The organism is Paraburkholderia sabiae, assembly GCF_030412785.1.
In the GTDB taxonomy this organism is placed as follows: Bacteria; Pseudomonadota; Gammaproteobacteria; order Burkholderiales; family Burkholderiaceae; genus Paraburkholderia; species Paraburkholderia sabiae.
In genome coordinates this window covers 1,380,866-1,405,196 of the sequence record NZ_CP125296.1, presented here as the reverse complement: position 1 = coordinate 1,405,196, position 24,331 = coordinate 1,380,866, and the positions used below count along the sequence as shown (strand labels likewise).

At 58.0% G+C, this 24,331-nt stretch carries 17 protein-coding genes; 12 read left to right on the top strand and 5 right to left on the bottom strand.

Going from position 1 to position 24,331, the window contains the following annotated elements:
* The first annotated feature begins 38 nt into the window (after positions 1–38).
* The 7 genes from QEN71_RS35755 to QEN71_RS35725 all read left to right on the top strand — a co-directional run bounded on the left by QEN71_RS35755 (position 39) and on the right by QEN71_RS35725 (position 7,475).
* Positions 39–995 carry a sugar kinase gene (locus QEN71_RS35755; RefSeq protein ID WP_201656506.1) on the top strand — a complete coding sequence of 319 codons (957 nt, stop codon included), beginning with the start codon at positions 39–41 and terminating at the stop codon, positions 993–995.
* Between the two features lie 45 nt (positions 996–1,040).
* The gene (locus tag QEN71_RS35750) at positions 1,041–2,027 is read left to right on the top strand and encodes a Gfo/Idh/MocA family protein (protein ID WP_201656503.1); all 987 of its coding nucleotides are present in this window, start codon (positions 1,041–1,043) and stop codon (positions 2,025–2,027) included.
* Entirely contained in the window at positions 2,024–2,710 is a 687-nt protein-coding gene (locus QEN71_RS35745) for an SDR family NAD(P)-dependent oxidoreductase (RefSeq protein ID WP_201656500.1), read from the top strand. The genes QEN71_RS35750 and QEN71_RS35745 overlap by 4 nt, the downstream gene beginning before the upstream one ends.
* Positions 2,711–2,905: 195 nt before the next feature.
* Positions 2,906–4,183 carry an MFS transporter gene (locus tag QEN71_RS35740; RefSeq protein WP_201656497.1) on the top strand — a complete coding sequence of 426 codons (1,278 nt, stop codon included), beginning with the start codon at positions 2,906–2,908 and terminating at the stop codon, positions 4,181–4,183.
* Positions 4,184–4,292: 109 nt separating this feature from the next.
* On the top strand, positions 4,293–5,882 hold the full coding sequence (locus QEN71_RS35735; RefSeq protein ID WP_201656822.1) for an NADP-dependent glyceraldehyde-3-phosphate dehydrogenase: 1,590 nt from the start codon (positions 4,293–4,295) through the stop codon (positions 5,880–5,882).
* A gap of 151 nt (positions 5,883–6,033) precedes the next feature.
* Entirely contained in the window at positions 6,034–6,978 is a 945-nt protein-coding gene (locus tag QEN71_RS35730; protein WP_201656494.1) for a substrate-binding domain-containing protein, read from the top strand.
* A gap of 119 nt (positions 6,979–7,097) precedes the next feature.
* Complete coding sequence (locus QEN71_RS35725; RefSeq protein WP_201656491.1) at positions 7,098–7,475, top strand: hypothetical protein; 378 nt, start codon at positions 7,098–7,100, stop codon at positions 7,473–7,475.
* A 39-nt stretch (positions 7,476–7,514) separates the two neighbouring features.
* On the opposite strand, the gene QEN71_RS35720 is transcribed toward QEN71_RS35725, so the two are convergent.
* The 3 genes from QEN71_RS35720 to QEN71_RS35710 form a co-directional block, all read right to left on the bottom strand.
* On the bottom strand, positions 7,515–8,597 hold the full coding sequence (locus QEN71_RS35720) for a LacI family DNA-binding transcriptional regulator (RefSeq protein ID WP_233472018.1): 1,083 nt from the start codon (positions 8,595–8,597) through the stop codon (positions 7,515–7,517).
* Between the two features lie 160 nt (positions 8,598–8,757).
* Positions 8,758–10,437: a dihydroxy-acid dehydratase gene (gene ilvD / locus QEN71_RS35715; protein ID WP_201656488.1), complete on the bottom strand. Its 1,680-nt coding sequence runs from the start codon at positions 10,435–10,437 to the stop codon at positions 8,758–8,760.
* A gap of 105 nt (positions 10,438–10,542) precedes the next feature.
* The gene (locus QEN71_RS35710) at positions 10,543–11,910 is read right to left on the bottom strand and encodes an FAD-dependent oxidoreductase (RefSeq protein ID WP_201656485.1); all 1,368 of its coding nucleotides are present in this window, start codon (positions 11,908–11,910) and stop codon (positions 10,543–10,545) included.
* A gap of 430 nt (positions 11,911–12,340) precedes the next feature.
* On the opposite strand from QEN71_RS35710, the gene QEN71_RS35705 reads away from it, so the two are divergent.
* From QEN71_RS35705 to QEN71_RS35695, 3 genes are all read left to right on the top strand, one after another.
* Positions 12,341–13,870 carry a UxaA family hydrolase gene (locus tag QEN71_RS35705; protein ID WP_201656816.1) on the top strand — a complete coding sequence of 510 codons (1,530 nt, stop codon included), beginning with the start codon at positions 12,341–12,343 and terminating at the stop codon, positions 13,868–13,870.
* 199 nt (positions 13,871–14,069) lie between these two features.
* Positions 14,070–15,470, top strand: coding sequence for an MFS transporter (locus QEN71_RS35700; RefSeq protein ID WP_201656482.1), 1,401 nt, complete (start codon positions 14,070–14,072; stop codon positions 15,468–15,470).
* A 260-nt stretch (positions 15,471–15,730) separates the two neighbouring features.
* Complete coding sequence (locus tag QEN71_RS35695; protein WP_201656479.1) at positions 15,731–16,834, top strand: TauD/TfdA family dioxygenase; 1,104 nt, start codon at positions 15,731–15,733, stop codon at positions 16,832–16,834.
* A 91-nt stretch (positions 16,835–16,925) separates the two neighbouring features.
* On the opposite strand, the gene QEN71_RS35690 is transcribed toward QEN71_RS35695, so the two are convergent.
* Positions 16,926–18,566 (bottom strand): acyl-CoA synthetase, encoded by a 1,641-nt coding sequence (locus tag QEN71_RS35690; RefSeq protein ID WP_201656475.1) that lies wholly within the window; start codon positions 18,564–18,566, stop codon positions 16,926–16,928.
* A 460-nt stretch (positions 18,567–19,026) separates the two neighbouring features.
* Positions 19,027–20,760, bottom strand: a complete 1,734-nt coding sequence (locus QEN71_RS35685) for a CocE/NonD family hydrolase (protein ID WP_233472017.1) — start codon at positions 20,758–20,760, stop codon at positions 19,027–19,029.
* 1,001 nt (positions 20,761–21,761) lie between these two features.
* Between QEN71_RS35685 and QEN71_RS35680 the strand changes: the two genes are divergently transcribed.
* Positions 21,762–22,859, top strand: coding sequence for a porin (locus tag QEN71_RS35680; RefSeq protein ID WP_201656472.1), 1,098 nt, complete (start codon positions 21,762–21,764; stop codon positions 22,857–22,859).
* Positions 22,860–23,011: 152 nt separating this feature from the next.
* On the top strand, positions 23,012–24,256 hold the full coding sequence (locus QEN71_RS35675; RefSeq protein ID WP_267909734.1) for an MFS transporter: 1,245 nt from the start codon (positions 23,012–23,014) through the stop codon (positions 24,254–24,256).
* Positions 24,257–24,331: the final 75 nt, after the last annotated feature.

Here is a 24,331-nt window from a genome sequence, read left to right as displayed (position 1 = left end):
TGTCGAATCAACCCCATCTGCAAATGCGAGATTCCGAAATGCCTACCCCGCTCGACGTAGTGACCATCGGCGAAGCGATGGCACTTTTCGCTGCATCCGAAAGTGGGCCTCTGGCCAACGTGAGCCGGTTCGTCAAGCGTGCCGCCGGCGCCGAACTCAACGTTGCGATCGGGCTGTCACGGCTGGGCCATAAGGTGGGCTGGGTCAGTCGCGTGGGCAATGATTCCTTTGGACAGTTTGTGCTGGATACGCTGTCAGCGGAAGGGATTGACGCCACGTGCGTAGAGGTTGATCCGTCGCGCCCGACAGGCATGATGCTCAAAACGAAGAGCGACGACGGAAGCGACCCGAAAACAGAGTATTTCAGGAGGGGATCCGCCGCCAGTGCGCTGTCTGTCTCGGACTTCGTTCCGTCCTATTTCACTCGTGCGCGGCACCTTCATCTGACGGGAATTAACCCTGCGCTCTCAAGCGAGACGCGAGCACTGTCGTTCCACGCTGCGCGCGAGATGCGCGCGGCAGGTAAGACGATCTCCTTCGACCCCAATCTGCGACCGGCATTGTGGGCAAGCCGCGCCGAGATGGCCGACACTCTCAACGATCTGGCGTCGCATGCCGACATCGTTATGCCAGGACTTGGTGAAGGGGCAATTCTCACGGGAAAGGAGTCGCCGGAGGACATCGCTGCGTTCTACCTCGATCGCGGCGCCAAACTGGTGATTATCAAACTCGGCGAACGCGGCGCGTACTTCCAGAATGCCGAAGATGCGGGCGTCGTGCCGGCCTGTCCCGTCAGCAGAGTCGTTGACACCGTCGGCGCTGGTGACGGCTTCGCTGTTGGTGTCATCAGTGCGCTGCTGGAGAGGCGATCCGTCACGAAAGCAATCGCGCGGGGTAACTGGATCGGATCTCTCGCTATCCAGGTGATTGGAGATTCGGAAGGCCTGCCGTCGCGCGCGAAGCTGGAACAGCACGAGGCGGCGACACAAGCTTAATTGCAGCATCTCAACCCTGAAAGATTGCTCGCTGGAGAAAGTGCAATGCTGAAATTCGGAATTCTAGGGGCGGCGAGAATTGTTCCCTGGGCTCTGCTTGAACCAGCAACCCGTCGTAACGACGTTAATATTGCGGCAGTGGCAGCGCGTCGGCCCGGCGTAGCCGCGGCATTCGCACAGGCGCATGGGATAGCGCGATCGTACGACAGCTATGAAGCTCTGCTGGACGATTCCTCAATTGACGTCATCTACAATCCGCTGCCGCCACACCTGCACGCCGAGTTTTCGATCAAAGCCCTCGAGGCCGGAAAACACGTGCTGTGCGAAAAGCCTTTTGCCATGAATGCGCAGGAAGCACGCGCGATGCAAAGCGCTGCGCACCGTGCTAACCGTCGCATCGTCGAGGCCTTTCACGACCGATATCATCCCGTGTTCGGTCATCTGCTGAATCTCGTCGAGTCGGGACGGCTAGGATCGTTGAAGTCGCTTCGCGCGGTCTTCAATCACACGATTCCCGAAGCGCCCGAGGAGTTCCGGCGCAATCCCGAAATGGGCGGTGGCGCCCTCATTGAACTGGGCTGCTATCCGGTCCATTGGTGCCGTTCGTTGTTGCGGACAGAGCCCGAAGTGATTAGCGCGGAGGCGCTGGTCACCTCAAACGGCTGCGACGAAGAGATGCGAGCGCGATTGCGGTTTCCGGCCGGAGTTGAAGCGAGTGTGGAAGCGTGCATGACACCGGGCTGGCAGTACCACGCGCGTTTCACGATTGAGGGTGAACGCGGTACCGTCGTTGCGGAAAACAGCCTCTTGCCTCATCTTGGTCACTCGATCATTGAGCGAGTCGACGGCGTTACGCGCCAATACACTGTCGCAGGATCGACAACATTCGACTACCAGATCGAAGCGTTCGTTGGGGCCATTGTTGACGGAAACTCTCTGCCGACTGAAGGTCAGGACTCGCTGGGCAACATGATGACAATCGACGCTATCTATGCGAAGGCAGGCGTCAGCCGTGTGGGAGGTCATCGATGAAGACAATCGCCATCACGGGAGCGGAACAAGGTTTGGGATTGGAACTCGCGCGCCTCTACGCGTGCGAAGGGCATTCTGTTCTGGCCGGTTGTCTGAATCCCGGCAAGGCCGAGATCAACCAGATTGCTACGGAGTTTCGAGGCGTGACCGTGCTACCGCTCGATGTTACGCGCGACGGCTCGGTCGCTGCCTTCGCGGACGCAGTACGGGGCAAGTCGCTCGATATTCTGGTCAACAACGCCGGTGTGCATTTCCGCAAATGGTCACCTCCAGATCTCGTATCCTTCGACGACTGGGAAACAACGCTTCGTGTCAACACGCTCGGGCCCGCCCGAATGTCGTTCGCGCTTCGCCAAAGCCTCGTTGCAGCGGGAAGCAGCAAGCTCATCACGATCTCGAGTGACTGGGGCTCCGTCTCCCGTCACCCGGGGACTGCTTACGACTATTGCTCGTCAAAGGCAGCCGTCAATAGCGTGATGCGTGGAATCGCGCAGAACTGGGAGAAAGACGGAATTACCGTTCTCCTCATTCACCCGGGATGGATGCGTACATCGATGGGGGGCTCCGACGCGCCGAATCTGGCGAACGACAGCGCCCGGCTCGTCAAGCTTGCCATCGACGGTGCAACCATCAAGGACACCGGGCGCTACATCGACACGGACAGAAACGATATGCCGTGGTGACGGCTCTAGATTGCCCGCCTCGCCCAGTCTCAGAACAAGACTGGCGAATGTATCTGCGTTGTCACGTAACGTGAAATGCCATCCAAAGCATCGGCGGGGCGCCCGACAGGGTGATCTCGTCTGCACCGGTATTTCCGTGCCGACCGCAGCCGCGCTTTTTACGTTCGCAAAACCTAGAATCACAGGAGATTGACGATGTCTGGCGCAAGCCTGCCCGCAAAGAGATGGTGGATCATCCTTCCGCTCGCCTTCATCACATATAGCCTCGCCTACCTGGACAGGGCAAATTACGGCTTTGCAGCCGCAGCAGGAATCGACCGTGACCTTGGTATCAGTCACGCTACGTCATCGCTGATTGGGTCTCTCTTCTTTCTCGGCTACTTCTTTTTTCAGATTCCCGGGGGCATCTACGCCGAACGGCGCAGCGTCCGAAAGCTGATTTTCGTGAGTCTGATCGCATGGGGCGCGCTTGCCGCGCTGACAGGCGTTGTCTCGAGCATTCCGACTCTCATGGCGGTACGATTTGCGCTCGGCATTGTCGAAGCGGCCGTGCTTCCCTGCATGCTCGTATACGTGACTAACTGGTTTTCGCGCAAGGAGCGCTCGCGCGCCAACACAGTATTTCTGCTTGGGAATCCCGCCACCGTGCTCTGGATGTCTGTCGTGTCCGGATACATGACGCAGGAGTGGGGATGGCGTGCAATGTTCATCGCGCAAGGTCTGCCCGCAGTGGTGTGGGCATTCGTCTGGCTCGCCGCGGCACGAGACAAACCCTCACAGGTCTCGTGGCTGACGGCTGATGAAAAGCTGCGGATCGAGACTACGCTTGCGGATGAGCAGAAGAGTCTCGCGCCCGTGCGCAACTATCGCGAAGCGTTCCGCACGGTCACAGTGTGGAAGCTCGCCGGCACGTTGTTTTTCCACAGCCTCGGCTTTTATGGATTTCTTCTGTGGTTGCCGTCGATTCTCCGGCATGGTGCAACGCTGAGTATGGTTCACACCGGTTGGCTGTCTGCGGTTCCCTACCTGGGTGCGGTGATCTTCATGCTGCCATGCGCCTGGATGTCCGATCGCCTCCAGAACCGGAAGCTCTTCGTCATGGCGCCGTTATTTGTCGCCGCCATCGCGTTCTTCCTGCTTTATTTCGTGGGTGCGTCGAATTTCTATCTGTCGTTCAGCCTGCTCACGGTCGCCGGCATTCTGATGTATGTGGTCTTCCCGCCGTTTTTCTCGATCGCGCCGGAAGTCCTGCCGCGCACGGTCGCAGGTGGCGCACTCGCATTGATCAACAGCGTCGGCGCGCTCGGCTCGTTTCTGGGCTCCTACGCCGTCGGCTATCTGACTGGACTCACCGGCGACCCCACTTCTTCCTACCTGTTCATGGGAGCGTCGCTTCTCGTATCCGTTTGTCTCGCATCGAGCGTCAAGCGCGCGCCGCAGGCGCGAAGCGTGCCGCTTGCGCCTGCGCGCTGATCTTCAACCCTAAAGACGACCTGCACGTGCGGGTCACCTCGTGATGTTCGAGTAAGGAGCAATCGTGGCAGTAGTTGACATCCAGAATCTGCAGCAACTGTTTCCACGCATGGTCGACATTCCGGAAGCGGCCCGGCTCGGTGAGCCGATCCATCAGCGCGTATCCTTGATCGACGGAGAATTGAAGGGATGGGACGGGACCTGCAAGACCGTCCTCTCCCCGGTTTGCGTCCGCGTGGAGTCGGGCGAAGTGGAGCAGCTTACCATCGGCAGTTATCCTGTCATGGGCGAAACGGAAAGCGATGCTGCGCTAGATGCGGCGGTACGCGCTTACGATCACGGCCGTGGCGAATGGCCAACCATGACAGTTGCCCAGCGCATCGGCTGCATGCAAGACTTCATCCGCTGTATGGTGGCCAGGCGGGACCAGATCGTAAAGCTGATCATGTGGGAAATCGGCAAAAGCCTTGCCGACTCTCAAAAGGAGTTTGACCGAACGGTCAGCTACATGCAGGACACTATCTCGGCGCTGAAAGAACTGGATAACAGCAATTCGCGCTTCACCCTTGCCGAGGGCACTATCGGCCAGGTCCGACGTACACCCCTTGGCGTCGTATTGTGCATGGGTCCATACAACTATCCGTTGAACGAGACCTTCGCCACGCTCATTCCGGCTTTGCTAATGGGCAACACGGTGGTGTTCAAGCCGCCACAGTACGGAACGCTGCTCTTTTACCCGCTACTTGAAGCGTTTCGCACGGCGTTCCCGAGAGGTGTCATCAACACGATCTACGCCCCGGGCGCCGTCGTGGTGCCGCATATGCTGGCCTCAGGAAAAGTGAACGTGCTAGCCCTCATCGGGTCCAGCAAGGTCGCAGATCATCTGAAAAAACAACACCCGAAGTCACATCGGCTCCGGGCTATTCTTGGGCTGGATGCCAAAAATGCTGCAATCGTGCTGCCAGACGCCGACATCGATCTTGCCGTGAAGGAGTGCCTGCTCGGAGCATTGTCGTTCAACGGGCAGAGATGCACCGCTCTCAAGATGCTGATTGTGCACCGGTCGATCGTCGATACGTTCCTTGAACGCTTCACCGCAGCGCTCGAGACGCTCAAGGTCGGGATGCCGTGGGAGCCGGGCGTGTCGATTACGCCGCTACCGGGCATGCATCGCACGACCTACATGACCGAGGCGATCAACGATGCGAGAGCAAGAGGCGCAGACGTCGTGAACAAGGGCGGTGGCATTTTTTGCAAGACGCTCTTCTACCCAGCCGTGGTGTACCCGGTCGAAGAAGGAATGATGCTCTATCGCGAAGAGCAGTTTGGACCGATTATTCCGGTCATGCCATTCGAGGACATCGCGACTCCGCTTGAGTATGTCATCACATCCGATCATGGACAGCAGGTCAGCATTTTCGGAAATGACCCCGCTCAGATCGGCGCGCTCGTCGATCCCTTGGTCAATCAGGTATGTCGGGTCAACATCAACTCCCAATGCCAGCGTGGCCCGGACGTCTTTCCCTTCGCGGGCCGCAAAGACTCCGCAGAAGGGACGCTTTCAGTGACCGATGCGCTCCGGGCATTCTCAATTCGCGCGATGGTTGCCACCAAAGAAACAGACGATAACAAGGCGCTGCTAAATGCAATTGTTTCAGATCATCACTCGAAATTCTTGAACACCGGTTTCATTTTCTAATCTCTCTATGAGCGCTGCAACATCAGTTGCAGCGCACAGTTTTGGATTTCATCAACCCGGCAATAAAACGAGAGCATGACGACGCATGTCAATGGAAGTACGTTGTACTAATTATAGTTGACATTATACGACGCAACTTTGGAGGAGCATCATGGACCTGAAGGCAGTCACACGACGCGTTTTAACGATAGTGGCCACAGCCACAGTCGCTACATATTCGTTGTGCGCTATGGCAGATGACAAAATTGTTATCGGCTTTAGCCAGTCGACGCTTAACCATCCTTGGCGCATAGCGCAAACCGAAGGTAACAAGAAGTACGCGGCGAGCCACTATCCAGACGTAAAGCTGATCGTCACGGACGGCCAAAACAACGCGACCAGACAAACAGCAGATGTCGAAAGCCTGATGGCGCAAGGCGTCAAGGTTTTGATGATCAGTCCGCTAACCCAACAGGCGCTGACACCCGTCGTCAAACAGGCAATGGATCATGGCATCAAGGTCGTTACGCTTGATCGGCGTGTCAATACGCCCGTGACGGTGCATGTGGGACCCGAAGACCTTCCTATCGGACGTCAGGCCGGCGAGCTGATCGCCAAAAAGCTGAACGGCCAAGGCGCGATCATCGAGATCGGAGGAACGGCCGGCGCGTCAGTTTCTATCGATCGCGACAAGGGCTTCCGCGAGGCGATCGCAAAATATCCGGGCTTGAGAATTGTCGCCTTCCAAAACTGCGACTTTTTGCGCGAACAGTCGATGAAGTTCATGGAAGACCAGATCCAACGTTTCAAACCGGGCGAGATCAAGGCGGTGTATGCGCACGATGACGAGATGGCGCTTGGGGCAATCCAGGCACTTGAGGCAGCCGGCCGTCTGAACGGTATCATCGTCGTTGGTATTAACGGGGCGAACAACGCAATCCAGTCCGTCGCTGAAGGGAAGCTAACGGCGACTTTCATCTATCCGTTCGTCGCTCCTGAGGGAATCCAGACAGCGTACAAGGTTGCGAGAGGCGAACCGGTTCCCAAAGACATCAAGCTGCAATCGACCTTGATCACGAAAGATAACGCGGCCCAGTACATCGGCAAAGGGTTCTGATACATCCTAACGGCGTAGCGTGAAAAAACGTTACGCCCTTTTCCGCCTGTAACATCTCGGGACCGAAGGTCCGCGATCTCTCGAAGCCACCTCTGCATTCGCGCATTGCGCCTAATGCCATGAAAATCCGTTCCAGCACGCTGCCCGGTCTTACCACCAATCTCATCGCAACCCGGTGCCATCTCGCACTGCATGCAATGAGAACGGCAAACGGGACTGCCTCGACGGCGAAGACTCTGCTGGAGGTGGTTATAGTATCGGGCCTGCTCGCGGAGCTTGGCTACGGGCAGATGTCTGAGACGACGGGTCGAGCTGCGGAGGCTACGATCCGTCGGGTGGTCATATCCGGGTTGGAGCGAGGCAACTGGAACTTCGAAGAGGACGAGGTGCAGGCGATCTGCCGTATCGTTGCCGCATTCGAACGACAACTTGAAGCAACACCCGCGGACGAAATCGAAGCCGCCTTCGAAGCTGCTGCAAAGCTGGGGCTGAGTTGAATCTCATATCAGTCACAGACACGACGAGATGCAGCAGAATCACGAATTGGAAAGCGTGGTTTGCTCAGATTTTTCAGCACGCTCACTCAGCTGCGTCGGATCGGGCCACGCATGGTTTGCGGTGGAGCCTCTCACCACGAGGACGGAAGGCAGCACGATGTGCGCGGGTGCTGCCTCCTGCGTCGCGTTTGCCAGCCTGCCCAACAACGTACTTGTTGCGAGTTCGGCCATTTTTTGCAGGGGCTGCGCGATCGTGGTGAGGTCGAACGAAGACCATCGTGACATGGCCACGTCATCGTAGCCCACGACCCACACGTCTTCAGGAATTCGCAGCCCGTGGCTCCGAAGGCCGTCCATGCAGCCCAACGCGATGACATCATTGACACAGAAAATCGCGTCGCACGACGACTCCGAGACAAGTTCCCGGGCGACGCGGAAGCCCTCTTCATAGGACGCGAAGCTTACTCGCACGCGTGGGTGGGACGCTCGACCGGCGTTTTGCATCGCGGCGAGAAACCCATCCTCTCGGGACCGTACAGTGTTGATCGTGCGGTCGCCTGCGATGATTGCCGGTCGCTGCCTGCCGGCTCGCAAGAAATACTCGGCTACGAGACGCCCGCCGTCGAAGTTGTCCACTTCGATCTGGTCGACGTCCAACGATTCGATCCCCCTGTGAACCAACACCACGGGAACTAGCCGGGCCATCCCGACGATGCAGCGCACCGATGCTGCGGTTGCAGCTGCAAAGATGACCCCGTCGACAAGACCTTGGGACGCCGCGTTCAAAGCCGCTTCCTCGCCGCCGGACTCAGAGTGCCACACCACCATCTGCTGGCCCGCCGCGCGCAGCGCCGAGCCAAGATGCTGAAGAAGTTCAGGATAAAGGGGGTTCGATAGTCTGGCCACCACGACGCCCACTATGCCAAGCTGGCTAGTACGCATCGCGCGCGCAGCAAGGTTGGGGCGATAGCCAATTTTCTCCATCGCCTTCAACACGCGTTCACGCGTCTCAGGGTTGACCGCGTGATTGGACAGTACGCGCGACACCGTCGCCTGCGACACCCCAGCAACTCGAGCGACGTCCTTGCTCGTCGGCAAGGGGCTTCTGGCATCTGTATTCATGTGGCTCCAAGCGCGCCTATCCACGATCTGCCGCTGGCAGCGCAGCGACCCATCCGGTGCCCTAGGGAAAGGCCCGATTCCGACGCCATCTGACGACGGCGTCGACCCGAAAATTATACATTGAGGGGCGAGCCCCTCCCCATGATGCGCCGCGAAGACGTCACTCCGGCGTCAGCGTGCTCCCCTTATATATGGGCTTGGCGAGTCGTTGATAGATCGAAAGCCAGCCACGCTCCGAGTTCGGCACCCAGGGTTTGAGTTCCTCGCGCCGTCGGGCCAGCTCCGCTTCTTCGACCAGCAGCGTGATTGAACGTTGACCGACGTCGATCTCGATGGTGTCGCCGTTTTCGATCAGGGCCAGCGGGCCGCCCTCGGCTGCCTCCGGCGCGATCTGTCCGCACGCGATCCCCCGGTTCAGGCCGGACAGTTGGCCGTCAGTCACCACCGCAACCTTCTCACTCAGTGGCGAACCTTCGAGCGCGGCTACGAACCAGGACGCATAGGCCAGGCCTGGCCCCCCCTTCGGACCCAGATACCGGAGCACGGCAACATCGCCTTCCTGCAGACGTCCGTCGCCAAGTGCGGTGATCGCATCGTCCTGGGTGTGGAATACGCGCGCCGGACCTTTGAAGTGCAGTTTGTTGGCTGATCCGGTGCCCAGCTTGAGCAGGGCGCCCAAGGGAGCCAGCGAGCCCCGCATCACCACGAGAGCGGCCTGGCGCGACAGCGGCGCGTCAAGCGGTCGGATAATGCTGCCCGTCGGCAGACTATAGGCTTCCAGATCGTCCTTCAATGTTCCGCCGGTTGCGGTGTGAGCCTCCGTGTGCAGCAGCGGCTGCAGCCGTTTGAGTAGACCGCGCGCTCCGCCGCCTGCCTCCAGCGCCTCGACCCTGTCTGTGCCGTTCGGACGAATCGCCACCAGCAGCGGTACCTCTTTGCCAAGGCGATTGACGATTTCATATAAGTCCACGTCAGCTAGCCCCGCTTCGTCGGCGATCGCCTGGAGGTGCCTGACACAGTTGATGGAGGTGCTCGCCGCGAGCATGAGAGCAACAGCATTCTCGAATGCCGCTGGCGTCATGATGTCGCGCGGCTTCAGATCCTCGTGCACCATGCCGACGATCCGCTCGCCGGCGCGACGGGCATATTCGAACATCGACTGGCTGTTAGCCCTGACGGGCGCGTTACCGGGCAAGCACATGCCCAACGCCTCGCAGACCATGTGCATGGAGTTGGCCGTGCCCATTCCTGAGCAGACGCCGGGCCCAGACACCGACACGTCGCACATGCCCGTGAGGTCTTCGAGCGACATTCCCCCCGACGCCAGCTTGCCAACACTCTCAAACACTTCCTCGATATCGACCTCGTGATCCTTGTAGACACCATGCCCCTGGTAACCGCAGATCACAAACAGGCTCGGAATGTTGATCCGCGCGGCGGCCATCAGTTGCCCAGGAGCGGTCTTGTCACAGGAGGCAAGGCAGATCATTCCGTCGAGCAGAGCTCCTTCAACCGCCACCTCGATGTCATTGGCGACAAGATCGCGGCTGGGAAGGATATAGCGCGCACCCTTCCCCGCCGCAGTGATGAAGTCGCTCGGCGCCGCGGTGCGAATCTCGAACGGTACGCCGCCCGCTTTTCTGATGGCTTCCTTGATGACTGGCGTGATGCCGTCGAGATGGCTGAAGCAACTGGACAGCTCCGAGGACGTATTAACGATTGCGATCTTGGGCTTTTCGAAGTCCTCGTCGCTCAACCCCAAGGCTTTCCATTGGGCACGCCGGACAGCCCAGCGGGTGCTGCCGGGCGCGAAAATGCTTCTGAGTGGTGATTTGGTCATGATCGTCTTTCAGTGGGTGGTTGCTTCGTTGGAACTGCCTGGCGCCGACCGGGAGACGCGCTTTCGATGTTCAAGTCGCGACATTCCGGCCCCGCATCCCGGCTGCTATTCACAGCACGATGTCGCTGCGGTACGGGCCGGGTCCGCATCAAGCAGGCACCCCTGCGCGACCAACGACTCGCGCAGGATCTGATAGTCAAGTGCGCGTATATCGCTGAGCTGGCCAGCGGCGGCCAATGCCGCCGCCGTTCCTGCGGCCTGGCCCATCGCCATGCAAGTGGCAGTGACCCGCACCGAGCCATGGGCATCATGAGTGGCGCTCAGACAACGACCCGCCACAATTACGTTGGCCAGCCCGCGCGGCAGCAGGCAGCGCCACGGCAGTTGATAGAAGACGCCCGGCGGCAACCAGTCCCAGCGGGTCTGGGTGCCTGACTCGTGCACTTCCACTGGCCACGAACACAGGGCGATGGGATCCTCAAAGCGTCGCCCATCCTGAACGTCGCTGAGAGTCAACTGGTAGTCACCGATGACGCGGCGACTCTCCCTCACTCCGATATGAATACCGGAATCGACGACAAACGCGTCCGTATAACCCGGCACAAATTCGCGAAAGGCCTTGTGATAGGCAAGCACCTGTCGGCGCCCTTCGAACTCGGCGTCCGAAAGTTCGAAGGTGTCGAGCGGATTCGGCGGATTGCCGTTTCGCGTGATGCGCGTGAGATTCAGGTGAGGCGTACCTGGCGTCTGGAAATAGACGCCGCCGCAAGTGCGCGGCAAACCCGCGCCGCGCTCATTGGCAACCTCTAGCATCTCCTTCAGCTGATCCCGGCCGACGCTCCGTGCAACGGCCTCACTCACGCCTCCCAGGCGGAACGTTGTTGTCGGCAGTTGCAGCGTGCTCAGGTCGTATTCGAAGGCTCCGCCTGCAGCATGAACGACGTCGGCATCGCCCGTCGCGTCAATGATCATCGGCGCGCGGGCGGCCCATCGGCCGCTTTTGTCTTCGATGAAAACCGCTTCCACTCTCCCGTGTGCGCTGCTGACGGCCACAAACTGCGCATGCAGCGCTACCCGCACGCCAGCCTCACGCAGCAACTCGTCGAACGCAACTTTCAGAAGAAACAGGTCATAAGGTACGGTGACGGCCCCGACCCAACGCTTCGGCGCTGCGGCGCCGCCCAAGGCGTGAAGTCTCTCGACTACCTCAGCCGGGATGCCGCCTACCAGCGAATATGGCTCGTCGTTTGCGTCGATCCCATACAGACCGCAGATCGTGCCGAGACTGCACGCGCTCATGATGCCGCCAACAAACCCGTGCCGCTCAATCAGCAGAACCCGGGCACCCTGTCGAGCCGCAGCCAACGCGGCCGCAGCGCCCGCGGAACCGGCCCCGAGGACGATCACGTCGCAGTCGTACCGGACGGGGGTCCGGCGGGCGGCTTCCTCGACAACAGAAAAAACTTGGTTCATTTGTTCCCTTTTATGAATACGTATTCATAGGCGCAATTTAGACAGAATGGTGGCAGGTCGTCACTACGGGAAATCCCTCGGTGGCTAGTGTGATTACCAGCCGATGACGTGACGAAACACTGGACGTAAATCCGTCTGGCGGCGACTCTCAGCCCCGCGCCGGTCCGCGTCCAGGTGATAGCTATCTGCAAATACAGGGATTTTTGACACTGCCTACGCCGCTTCGTCTCTAAACAGCCAGCGGGCCTCTCCGCGGCAACGCAGACAAGAGAGCCTGCGGGCAATCGAGACTTCCGCCAACGAGTGAAGTTGAATTCTCGAACTTGCAACCGGTGCTTGACCTTACCAAAATGACGTGCTTGTATACGTATTCATGAGCACGCAGATTGCGTTGAGCGTGACGATTCCCAAAGTAAGGAAGATAAGCAATATGGAGACAACAGCACTTTCCCCGCTTCGCCTACATGCGCACGACAACGTCGCAATCGCGCGCAGCCCGTTGCGGGCCGGCCAGCAACTTGCCGAGTTCGAAGGCCTGACGGTCGCTGATGAAATCCCTGCGGCACACAAGCTCGCCTTGGTCCCGCTCAGGCGAGGCGATGCCGTGCGCCGCTACGGTCAGGTCATCGGCTACGTGAAAAAAGACATCGATCCAGGGCAGCACGTGCACACGCACAATCTCGAAATCGGCGCTGTCGATAAGGAATACTTATTTTGTAGCGATGCAAAATATCCTTCTGCGCCGGTCGATCCCGAAACGTTTATGGGCTACGTCAGGCCTGACGGACGAGTCGGAACGCGCAACTACATCGGGGTTGTCAGTACCGTAAATTGCTCCTCCACGGTCGCGAAAATGGTGGTCGAGCATTTCGCCCGTAGCGACTGCCTCGCTTCGTATCCGAACGTTGATGGCGTCGTTCCCATCACGCACAGCTTCGGCTGCTGTATCGACCATCACGGCGAAGGCGTCAACCAGCTGCGGCGTACGCTGGGCGGCTATGTCACCCATGCCAACTTCGCGGGCGTCATCGTCGTTGGCCTCGGTTGTGAGGCAAATCAGATGGGCGCCATGTTCCTCGCACAGGGCATTGCTCCAACCGGAATGATCGTTCCTCTGGTAATCCAGGATCAGGGGGGAACGCAGAAGACCGTGGACGCCGCCATCAAGGCGATATCCGAAATGCTGTCTGTCGCCAATGAGGCAACGCGAGAGCGTGTCTCAGCGGCCCACCTCACGGTTGCGTTGCAGTGCGGAGGGTCGGACGGGTATTCAGGCATCACAGCGAATCCGGCCCTCGGCGCCGCCGTCGATCTGCTCGTCGCACACGGCGGAACGGCAATCTTGAGCGAGACCCCCGAAATCTACGGCGCCGAACATCTCCTGACGCGCCGTGCCAGTACCGTCGAAGTCGGCCAGAAGATCGTTGATCTGATCCGCTGGTGGGAAGACTATGCGGTGCGTGAGAAAGGAAGCATTGACAACAACCCCACGCCGGGAAACAAGGCAGGCGGGCTCACAACGATCCTGGAAAAGTCGCTGGGGGCTGTCGCCAAAAGCGGATCGACCGCATTGACGGGCGTTTACCGATATGCCGAGCCAATTCAGTCACGGGGTCTTGTATTCATGGACGCGCCGGGATACGACCCGATGGGCGCTACCGGACAGATTGCCAGCGGTGCCAATCTCGTGGCCTTCACCACTGGCCGCGGCTCGTGTTTCGGCTCGAAGCCAGCACCATCGATCAAACTGGCCACCAACAGTGCGATGTTCTCGCGTATGCGAGACGACATGGACATCAACTGCGGTGACATCATGGATGGAAGCAGTACGGTGGAGGAAAAAGGCCGCGAAATCTTCCGGAAAATGCTTGCCGTCGCATCGGGTGAAAAGTCCAAGAGTGAACTCTTGGGCATCGGCAACGAAGAAACCGTTCCCTGGATGATCGGTGCACAGATGTAGCGCCAAATCCGCGTCGCTATCAGCAAGGGGCAGCAACATTGGTTGTCCTCCAGGTGATGCAGACGAAAAAGGAGCAATGGTTTTCGTAGGGTCTATCGGCTGAAAGTCACCACAAGAGTGTAGCCAGCGCATCCCTGCCTTGCACGCTGAGACGCGAGTCGTAACAGATATCAGAGAAGCAGACTAAATGGAGACGCATATGAGTACGAGTGCAGAGTCGAACCTTCACCATCCCCGAGACTTGAAGAGGATCGTCATCGGCGCAATGATCGGGACGGTGGCCGAGTGGTACGACTTCCTGATCTACGCAGCCGCAGCAACTGTAGCTTTCGGCAAGATCTTCTTTCCGCCAAGCAGCGACCCGATGAGTGGTGTCATCGGCGCGTTGCTGATCTACGCGGTCGGCTTCATCGCCCGACCTCTTGGCGCGATCGTTTTCGGGTATCTCGGGGATCGGTATGGACGCAAGCCGATGCTCCAGTGGAGCATCCTCATTACCGGTATTGCGACCTTCGCCATCGGGTGTCTTCCCACCATCGCCACAGCTGGATACTGGGCGCCGGGCCTTCTCGTTGTTTGCCGCCTCGTCCAGGGTTTCGCCGCTGGTGGCGAATGGGGTGGAGCGGTTCTTATCGTTGCAGAGCATGCGCCTGATAATCGACGCGCATCGTGGACGAGTTGGCCACAGGCTGCCCTCCCCTTGGGTAATCTCCTGGCGACGCTCGTGCTCGGATTGCTGTCTGCGGCGCTGCCCGGTGACGACTTTCTTTCCTGGGGATGGCGTTGCGCATTCTGGCTGGCTGCCGTGATCGCCCTGGTTGGCGCCTACATCCGCAAGAACGTGGAAGATGCGCCGATCGCCAAAGAACTGTTGATGAAGGAGGAGCGTGGTCGTGACGAGCGGCCGAAGATCACCGATATTTTTCGTCAACACCCCCGTGCGCTGATCGTTGCGATGGGCTTGCGACTGACGGAAAACATCTTCTATCAGGTGGTCGTGACCTTCACCATCACGTATCTGCTGTATAAGCACGCGAGCAATGTCAACACGATTCTGTCGCTCATGATGGTCGCCAATGTGATTCATTTCGCGATCGTCCCACTGGTTGGCAGGTTGTCCGATAAACTCGGCAGAAAGCCGGTATTCCTGAGCGGCGCAGCGCTGGTCATTGTTTGGTCGTTCGTCAGTTTCCCCGCGATGGAGTCGGGCTCAACGATCCTCATTTTTATTTCGATCGTGCTGGGACTCGCCGTCGATTCACTGATGTACGCACCCTATTCGGCAATGCTTCCGGAGATGTTCCCCACGCGCGTACGTTATCTGGGTGTTTCGTTCGCTAATCAGTTGACGTCCATCGTGGCCGGCGGTTTGGCCCCCTTCATCTGTGCGACGTTGCTTCGTTCGTATGGTACGTACGTCCCGATCGCCATCTACCTGACAGGGGCAGCTTCAATCTCTTTCATTGCCGCGCTTGCTTACCGTGAAACGCGTGGCGTCTCGCTGAGATCCATCGACCGGGCCGACGAGCTCGCACGGGCGAACGAGACGCGGCAGTCCGACACGGGACGACTGGTGAGCTCCGGCACCGACAGCCGTTGATACCGGCAGATTAGAAGCTCGACAGTACCCAGCGCCACGTCCTAGGTCCCCGCCCGCTCGCCGAAGATTGGAGACGCATTCAACCCTGAAAGAGCCGCCGTTCGCGGCGACTCCTCCCGGAGGCGACGGTCGACAAACCGTCAAGCGCGCCGTAGCCGGTCAATTTTGCCAACGGGCTAGGCGGTATCGCGAAGCGATGACGTGCCCGTATTTGCGCCGTTTCAACGCGATGCGACGCCACTCACCACCACGGAGTATCAATGTCATCAGCGGCTTTTCCTCTGATTTCAGATCCAACGGTCTGGAGCGGATCCAAGATCGCCAACCATCCCGAAAGCTGGACGGTGACCGTTAGTGAGGATCAACGGACCGAATTGCTGGCCGCATTACAGCGGCTGAGACACGAAAACCTCACATTAAATGAAGTTGAGCAGCCGCACTTTCCTGCAGGCAACGGGATGCAACGTTTGATCACGACAATAACCGAAGCTGTAACTACGGGTCCGGGCTTCGTCGTGGTGCGCGGCTTTCCCGTCGGAGGTCTTTCCGATCATGACGTGCGGCTGATGTACCTTGGCCTATCGCGACATCTCGGAACATGCGTGAGTCAGGACAGCCAGTGTGCCTTGATCGCCGATGTCAGAGAGAAGGGTATTGCCGTCAATGCACTCACCCGTGCATACGGCAACAAGCACGGCACACTACTGCACGTTGACCTTGCAGACGTTGTAGGTCTGCTCGGCGTTCGCCAGGCCAACAACGGTGCCATAAGCACCCTTGCCAGCTCGTCGATGGTGTACAACGAGTTCGTTCGCCAGCGTCCTGAGTTGCTTGAAACAGCCTTTGAAGGTTTTTTTTGGGACCGCTTCGGCGAGCAGAAAGACTGGGAAGAACCCATGACACCGAGAAAGATCCCCGTCTTCTCGATCTCAAACGGCACGCTAAGCTCCCGCTACAACCGTAACTGGATCAATGCTGCGTCCGTGCGAAGGGGCGTGCCGTTCACCGAACGCGAGGCGGCTGTCCTGGATTTCTTCGATGAAATGGCTCACAAACATGAGCTACCGCTGCAGATGCGACCAGGCGATCTGTACTTCGCGAGCAACTATACAGTGCTGCACGGACGACACGCCTACGATGAGAATGAGCAGACACCGGCGGATCAGAAACGACTGTTTCTGCGGGTGTGGCTCAACATTCCAGAAATCAGATCGTTCGACGACGAATCGTTGGTTCGATATGGATTGACCAGCCACGGCAATATTGGTTGGACAAGCCGCGAGCTTCTGGAAAACAAACATCTGGTTCCTGATATGGAACGGACGCGCCTCGAACTCAGAGAGCCTTCAGGCTCGACCCCCTGACAACGAACCCGGCAGCCACCTCGTCGTGCATCCCGCCCCATGTACGACGAGTGGCCATTGCGCGTTTTCCAAACACGATCGAAGGGTGCTGCTATCCGTCGGCTCGTCCGAGCTCTTGCTTGAGCATAGTACGCAACGTGCCTTTCTGAATCTTCCCCGTCGATGTCTTCGGCAACACACCGAAGCGGATCGATTTGGGAAGTTTGAAACTTGCCAGAAACAACCGGCAATGCGCGACAAGCTCGTCCACGCTTACATTAGCCCCGTCTTTCAGTTCGAGAAATGCGCAAGGCACCTCACCCCATTTTTCGTCGGGCATTGCAACAACCGCGGCGACTTCGACAGCGGGATGCCTGTATAACGTGTCTTCGATCTCGATGCTGGAGATATTCTCTCCGCCTGAGATGATGATGTCCTTGCTCCGATCTTTGATTTGGATATATCCGTCCGGCATCATTACACCTAGGTCACCGGTGTGGAACCAGCCGCCGCGGAAGGCATCTTCGGTCGCGTACTCGTTCTTGAGATAGCCCTTCATGCAAATATTGCCTCGAAACATGATTTCGCCGACCGTTTCTCCATCGTTCGCTACCGGTGCCAGCGTATCAGGATCCATTACGCTGACCGAGCGCTGTAAGTGGTAACGCACGCCTTGTCGCGCATTCAACTGCGCAATCTCTTGTTGACTGAACGTAGCCCAGCGCTCCTGCCTCGCACACACCGCAGCTGGACCGTACACTTCCGTCAAGCCGTAGACGTGCGTTAGGTCGAATCCGATTTCCTCCATTCTCGCAATGACGGTTGGTGACGGTGCAGCACCCGCCACCATCGTCGATACCCGGTGCGTAATTCCTTTTCGCCACTCCTCCGGAGCGTTCGCGAGAGCGCCTTGAACGATCGGCGCACCACAATAATGGGTGACATTTTCTTCGCGAATCAGGTCGTAGACCATTTTCGCGTCGAACCTTCGCAGACAGACGTTGACGCCAGCGCGGGCGGCGATCGTCCACGGGAAGCACCAGCCGTTGCAATGAAACATTGGCAGGGTCCATAAATATATGGCGTGCTTCGCCATATCCCATTCGAGAATGTTGCTGATGGCGTTCAAATACGCCCCTCGATGATGATAAACAACGCCCTTGGGGTCTCCTGTCGTCCCGGAGGTGTAGTTCAGAGCGATCGCTTCCCACTCGTCCGTCGGCGGCGACCACATGTATTTCGGATCGCCGGATGCTATTAGATCCTCGTAGTCAATCGCGCGAGGAAAGCGGTGCAGTTCCGCTGGGGTGACGTCGCTTACGCAGACAACTTTTAATTCTGGCAATTCCGCGCTCGCGCGACGCGCGACATCGCTGAATTCGCTATCAACGACGAAGACCTTCGCCTCGCCATGACGCAGCATGAACACTAGCGACGATGCGTCGAGCCGCGTGTTCAGCGTGTTGAGTACAGCACCCAACATTGGCACGCCGTAGTGGACTTCCACCATCGCCGGGATGTTGGGCAAGAGTACCGCGACGGTGTCGCCCCTACCCACGCCTGTCTGCTCCAACGCACTCGCGAGACGCACGGCCCGCTCATATGTTTCCTCCCACGTCCGTCGGAGGTCTCCATACACAATCGCGAGGCGGTCCCCGTATACCTGCGCCGCTCGCGCAACGAAGTCCACCGGCGTTAACGAAACGTGATTCGCCTCACGTCGTTCAAGGCCTTCGTCAAACATACTCACCATTGGTTGTCTCCAGATATGCGCAAGGACGACCGACTCATTTGAATTGTTTCCCTTCGAAGATCAGCTCGACCGAATCCGCCAGGTCTGTCATCGCAGAGAGTCCACAGATTGAAATAAACGTAGGACTCGCCAAATCGTAGCGTCGTCAAATGTGTCTCATGCCTGCGGACCGCATGAATGGATTCGCTTAGATCAGTGCGGTGAGGTGAGCGAGCATACCAGGTAGATCTTCGCGCCCGGTCAAGATATCGACTTCGGGCGCACCCGCACGCAGCTCGGCAGTGAGTTACACGCGATCGACGGTTGGCAGCGCGCCCTCGAACGCTTCGTCATGCCTGAAGCTCATTGCATCCTCTCCAGCACGTCCTTGCGAGGTCGCTTACGAACACGCGATTTACTGGTCCCTCGCTGATGTTTCGCACACTGCGCAATGTCGCGCAGAATGCGATCGCCGCGTAGACTAGCCGCGGATCACCGGCAGGAGCAGATGCGACGGGTACTGCGTCCCAGTGTAGATCTTCGTTGTGCCTCCAAACAGGGCACTCGGACGATCCTCATCATGGTTGTGGAGAAATACCGAGCTCCCGCGCTGTGACCGACCGTAGATCTGCGGCATAGGTTCCGGGAGTCCGTGATCGAAATCGTGACCCGCTACCGTGAGTGCCAGCCTGTGCCCGGCCGGTACGATAATCGATGTGGGCCAAAGTTCTATTGCCAGCTCATAGACTTGCCCCGGGACGATGGGCTCGGTGGATTTGTGCGCACGCCATGGCCGCCACGGCGTGCTCTTCTCCAAATCGAGCTCCCGATGGGAAGCGCGAAGCCAGCCCTGCGTAACTGGTGCGTTCGGTTCGACGGCGGCGGCGAAAAGTACTTCCTTCCCTTCCGGGTCGAACAACCGCAAGGTAAGGAAGAGATCCATGTCTTCCGTCGTCGAAGAAACGTAGAGCGTTGCTGCGAGCGGACCCGTGATCTCGGTTTCAGTGTCACACGGCGCTGCGTTGAACGTAACTACATCTCTCATCGCAACGAACGAAGTGTTTGATTCCTCGCTGCGAACCTGGTCTTCCAGCGTAAAGGCCGCCGCGTCGAGGTAGTGTTTCGTCCATTGGGTGCGAGCCAGGGGCCATTCATGCTCGTGCCGCTGGATGAAACCAGTCGTTGTGCGCAACTGAAGTTGGAGCTGTGGTTGAAGATCCCAACCATTCTCGGCGCCCTTCAGGAAATGGTCGAAGAAGCGCTTCTGAAGCGAGACACCATAGTCGGTATAGAATTCGGTCCAGTGCTCCAGCCCGTGCATCTCAAGCCACTTCTGCTGCGATCCCGCACGGACAAAGCCCTCGACGTTACCTCGAAGATGCAAGCCCTGCCCACCCCAGTTCCCGCATGAAAGTAGTGGCACCTCGATGCGCGACAAATCAGGGACCCGACGCTCAAACCATTCGTCAAGCAACGGATGACTCAATTGATCGTGCTCAAGATCGGTTCGGTTGGCGCGAAGTGTCTCCGCATCGAACGTTTCATCGCCGGCGACTGGCTGACCCGTGACACGGCTTCGCGGTCCATTCTCGCCCAACCCATACTGGACGCTCTCAACCTGCCGTGGGTACCATTGCAACTGAAAGGTGGAAAGGATACCGCCGTGACGGATGGCGTCGCGGTAGAGATCAGCGGCCCCTTCGAATGGACAGATTGCAGCCAGGTGTGGTGGCCGGAGTGCAGCGACCTGCCACTGATTTTGTGCGAAGTACGAGACGCCCAGCAAGCCAACTTTTCCCGAAGACCACGGTTGTACGCCAGCCCATTCGATACAGTCGAAGTAATCCTTGGTTTCGCGTTCCGAGAATGGGTCAACAAAGCCCGGGGATTGCCCGGACCCGCGAGAATCGACGCGAATGCAGACGTATCCATGCGGAACCCAACGCTCCGGGTCGACCGTCTCCCAGTTGGCGTGACGGGAACTTGTATCACGCATCACCTCGGGGTGATTTTTGGTCAGCATGTTCCACTGAAACGGGAAGCCGTCTTCGAAGTGCAACCCCTTCGCATAGGGACCATAGGTCATAAGAACGGGATAGCACCCGTCGCGGTCGGGCCGAAATACGTCGGCGCGTAGGACGATGCCGTCATCCATTGTGATCGCGACATCACGCTCGACGACCATCCCTTCCTCACGCTGAACTGCGTAGACCATGCTTTCTCTCCTCGTCTCCTGGCGCCCTTCTTCCGCACCGGATTGATATGACAGTTGGTGGTATGCCGCTTCGGCTCTCAACTTTTGCGACCACGCCTTTCCTGCGGCGTACGACCGCATCACATATACCTTGCAGACACCTTCGGAGCGCCAGCGCCGCTACGGCAGCCTCCTTCGACGCCACGGAAAGCGCCAGCGCCGCGGCATGTCCAGCGTGCACCGCCCTTTGTCTGCCTGCTCTACTCGCCATCTGGATACTGTACGTACGTGCAGTCAAGTCAATTGTACGCATCCGTGATTTGTGCAGTCAAGAATCGTTTGAGATGGCCCTACATGGAAAAACGTGACGCTATCGGCCGCGAAGGTACCGGCCATACGGAAGCATCGACCTGAGCGCCGTGAGACGCCCCTTCGAATTCGGTAACCGACCATCAGGGCTTGATCAACGTCGAGATCATTCCGGGGCCGCAGAGCATCCGCACCTGACCAGGAATGCTACCTACGGGAAAGCCACAATTTGACGCTCCAAACTAGACACACGTACAGTCAGTTCCGAAATTAAAATTCCTGCGACGGTGAGAGAAGTGGAGCGAGTCTATTAACCGGTCTTGAGTCAAGAAGTGCCCGCGCACGCGCGACGGACGGAGACGTGAGCGGCGACACAATTCGCCCGGGCATTGCGGGCTGCTTGAAACGATTGAGCATTCGCTTGACGACCAAGCGAGTCATATCGCTCGGATTTGCGATCGTCAATGGTTGGACGAAGCGTGCTTCGTCCTTTGATTCTAGCGTTGGTATCTGTCTGAGACTTTTAAGCTACCCCCGGTAGATCACTAGACCAAGATCGCGACAAGATTTACGCCATTTACTAAGTATACCTATATATCTAAAAACATATCTTACTCAATAATCGCAGGACCAGACGGTAGCCAGTCGAAAGTTTTTCATTCGATTGATTCACATATTTTAATCAAATCCAGAGACCACCAAAGGATCACACCATGAGCATCGTGCGAAAAAGTATCGTTAGCCGCAAAAACGTTATCGGAATTCTTATCGCTGGCGGTTTTTCTCTCTCACATGCCGTGGCCTACGCACAAGGCAGCATAACCCTTTATGGCTTGACGGACGCTGCCCTTCTGTACACCAGCAAGACGCTCAACGAAACTACCGGCCAAAACGCCGGCCATCAGTTCTCGGCAATCAGCACCGGAATGTCGCCGTCGAACTTCGGAATAACGGGCACGGAGGAGCTTGGTGGAAACACAAAGGTGAAATTCAAGCTCGAAAGCGGTATCAGTATGATGACCGGTCGATTAAACGACTCAAACGGCAACTTCTTTGGCCGTCAGGCATACGTCGGACTGGATAGCGATTACGGCTCCGTAGCCGCCGGCTTGCAGTTCTCGCCATTTTTCATCGCGCTCTATGAGACTGATGCGCGCCGCTTAAGCGAGTTCGGAAGCGGAGTGATCCATTACGCCGATCAAGTTCTAGTTACCGGCATGTTCAATTCGAACGCGATCACGTATACGAGCCCGACGTTATATGGCTTTCAAGGCAGCGTTCTGTTTGCATTCGGTGGCGAGCCAGGCAATTTCCAGGCCGGTCGGCAGTATTCGGCTAGCTTGAAATACGAGAATGGCAGCCTTTTGGTCAACGCCGCCGTGTACTCTGGCAAGGGTGGTGGTACGGCACAGACTCCCGTTCCCTCAACGGTCGAATTCTGGGGTCGCACGATTGGATTGACGTACAACTTCGGCGTCGTGACTGCGAAAGTGCAGTTTGTAAACTACAAGGTCGCGGGATCGTTCAATGAGAATGTATATAGCGGCGGCTTGGATTCCTATGTGACGCCCGCGTTGAACATTAACGGTGGAGTGTACTATGCGAGCGATCGCAATCACACCACCAATCACTCGATCATGGGAGCGGTAGGGACAACATACAACCTCTCGAAGCGAACGGCACTTTACTCGCAGTTCGCCGCCGTGAACAACCACGGTGCCATGAACACCGGCCTCTCTATCAACGGCGCGTTCTACGGCGTGCAAGGAACCACGCTCGGTGCGACTGTCGGGATTCGCCACGTCTTCTGACAGGCCTTCTCGTTCATCCGCTCGCCTCCCCGACGTGTACGCGATCGCTAGAGGCGAAGGAACAGCAGGATGTTACCGAGGCCATCCCGGTGCAACCGAAAGGTGGCACGGGGCCGGTGCTTTCGACCCGAAATTGCAATGGGAGGTAATGTATGGAGCGCGCGGTAAGCAAGCTAGCAGAATTTCGTCGTGGGTGGTCGTTGCTGTTAACAGCTACCGTCGGGAGCGCAGTGGGCCTGGTTCCAATCATGTTTTACAGTCTCGGCAGTTTTATTGGGCCGCTGCATTCTGAATTTGGTTGGAACCGCGGCGAGATATCAATGGCGTATTTATTGGCGACCGTCGTCCTGTCGGTCGCGGCGCCAGGGCTTGGAGTATTGATCGACCGTTACGGCGTTAGGAAGCTGGCGCTCCTCTCGATTCCCCTTCTGGCGGCCGTACTGTTCGCAATAAGCCGCTGCGAAAGATCCGTTCTGGCTTTCCAGAGCCTCTACGGACTTGCCGCACTTCTCGGGCTGGGCGCTACTCCGGTCGTATATACGCACATTGTGGCGGGCGCTTTCGATAAAGCGAGAGGCTTGGCGCTGGGCATTGCCATGTCCGGTGTCGCCGTCACCACCGCTGGATTGCCGTTGCTTTTGGCCACCATCATTCAAGCTTACGGTTGGCGCGGCGGGTACGTAACACTTGCAATATTGGTGCTGGTCGCGTGGCCGTTTGTCCTGCATTTCACCCGTGGACTAAAAGTTTCTGCCGCTCGCAAGCAAACGATAATGGTAGATACCAGCGTCTTTCGGTTGCCTGTGTTCTGGATTATCGGAATCGCGTTCACAGCTGTCGCTATCGCTGTAGGCGCCGTCATCGTTCACTTGGTGCCGATGCTTCGCGACGCTGGACTGAGCGCGCTCGCCGCCGCGAGCGTGGCTGGATTCGTCGGGATCGGGGCTATCGTTGGGCGCCTGGCGACCGGCTATCTCGTCGACCATCTGTTCGCGCCTTACGTTGCGGCATGCATGTTCTTGCTAACTTCCATTTCGTTCGTATTACTACTCTTCACTGGAACTACCACGGCTCCTCTCGCCGCCGCTTTGACCGGACTTTCCTTAGGAGTCGAAATCGATCTGATGGCCTACTTGACGGCCCGTTATTTCGGAATGTTACGGTACGGGTTCGTGTACTCCGTCATTTATTCGATGTTCGCAATCGGCGGCGCAATTGGACCCGCCGCCGCAGGCAGGGCATTTGATATGTCAGGAAACTACAGAACTACGTTATGGGCTGCGGCCGCATTGCGTGCAATCAGTGCTATCACAATACTTCGGCTACCGCGGTTCGGGCGCATTGACCAGCAGGACTCGGAAATGCTTGCTGGACCCATCGCGACGGGGAAAGGATAGAGGCTGCACCCGCGCCCGATTAGCTGTGCATTCAGCTTACTCATTGCGAGGATAGCCCGAATCGCCAGGGCCGAC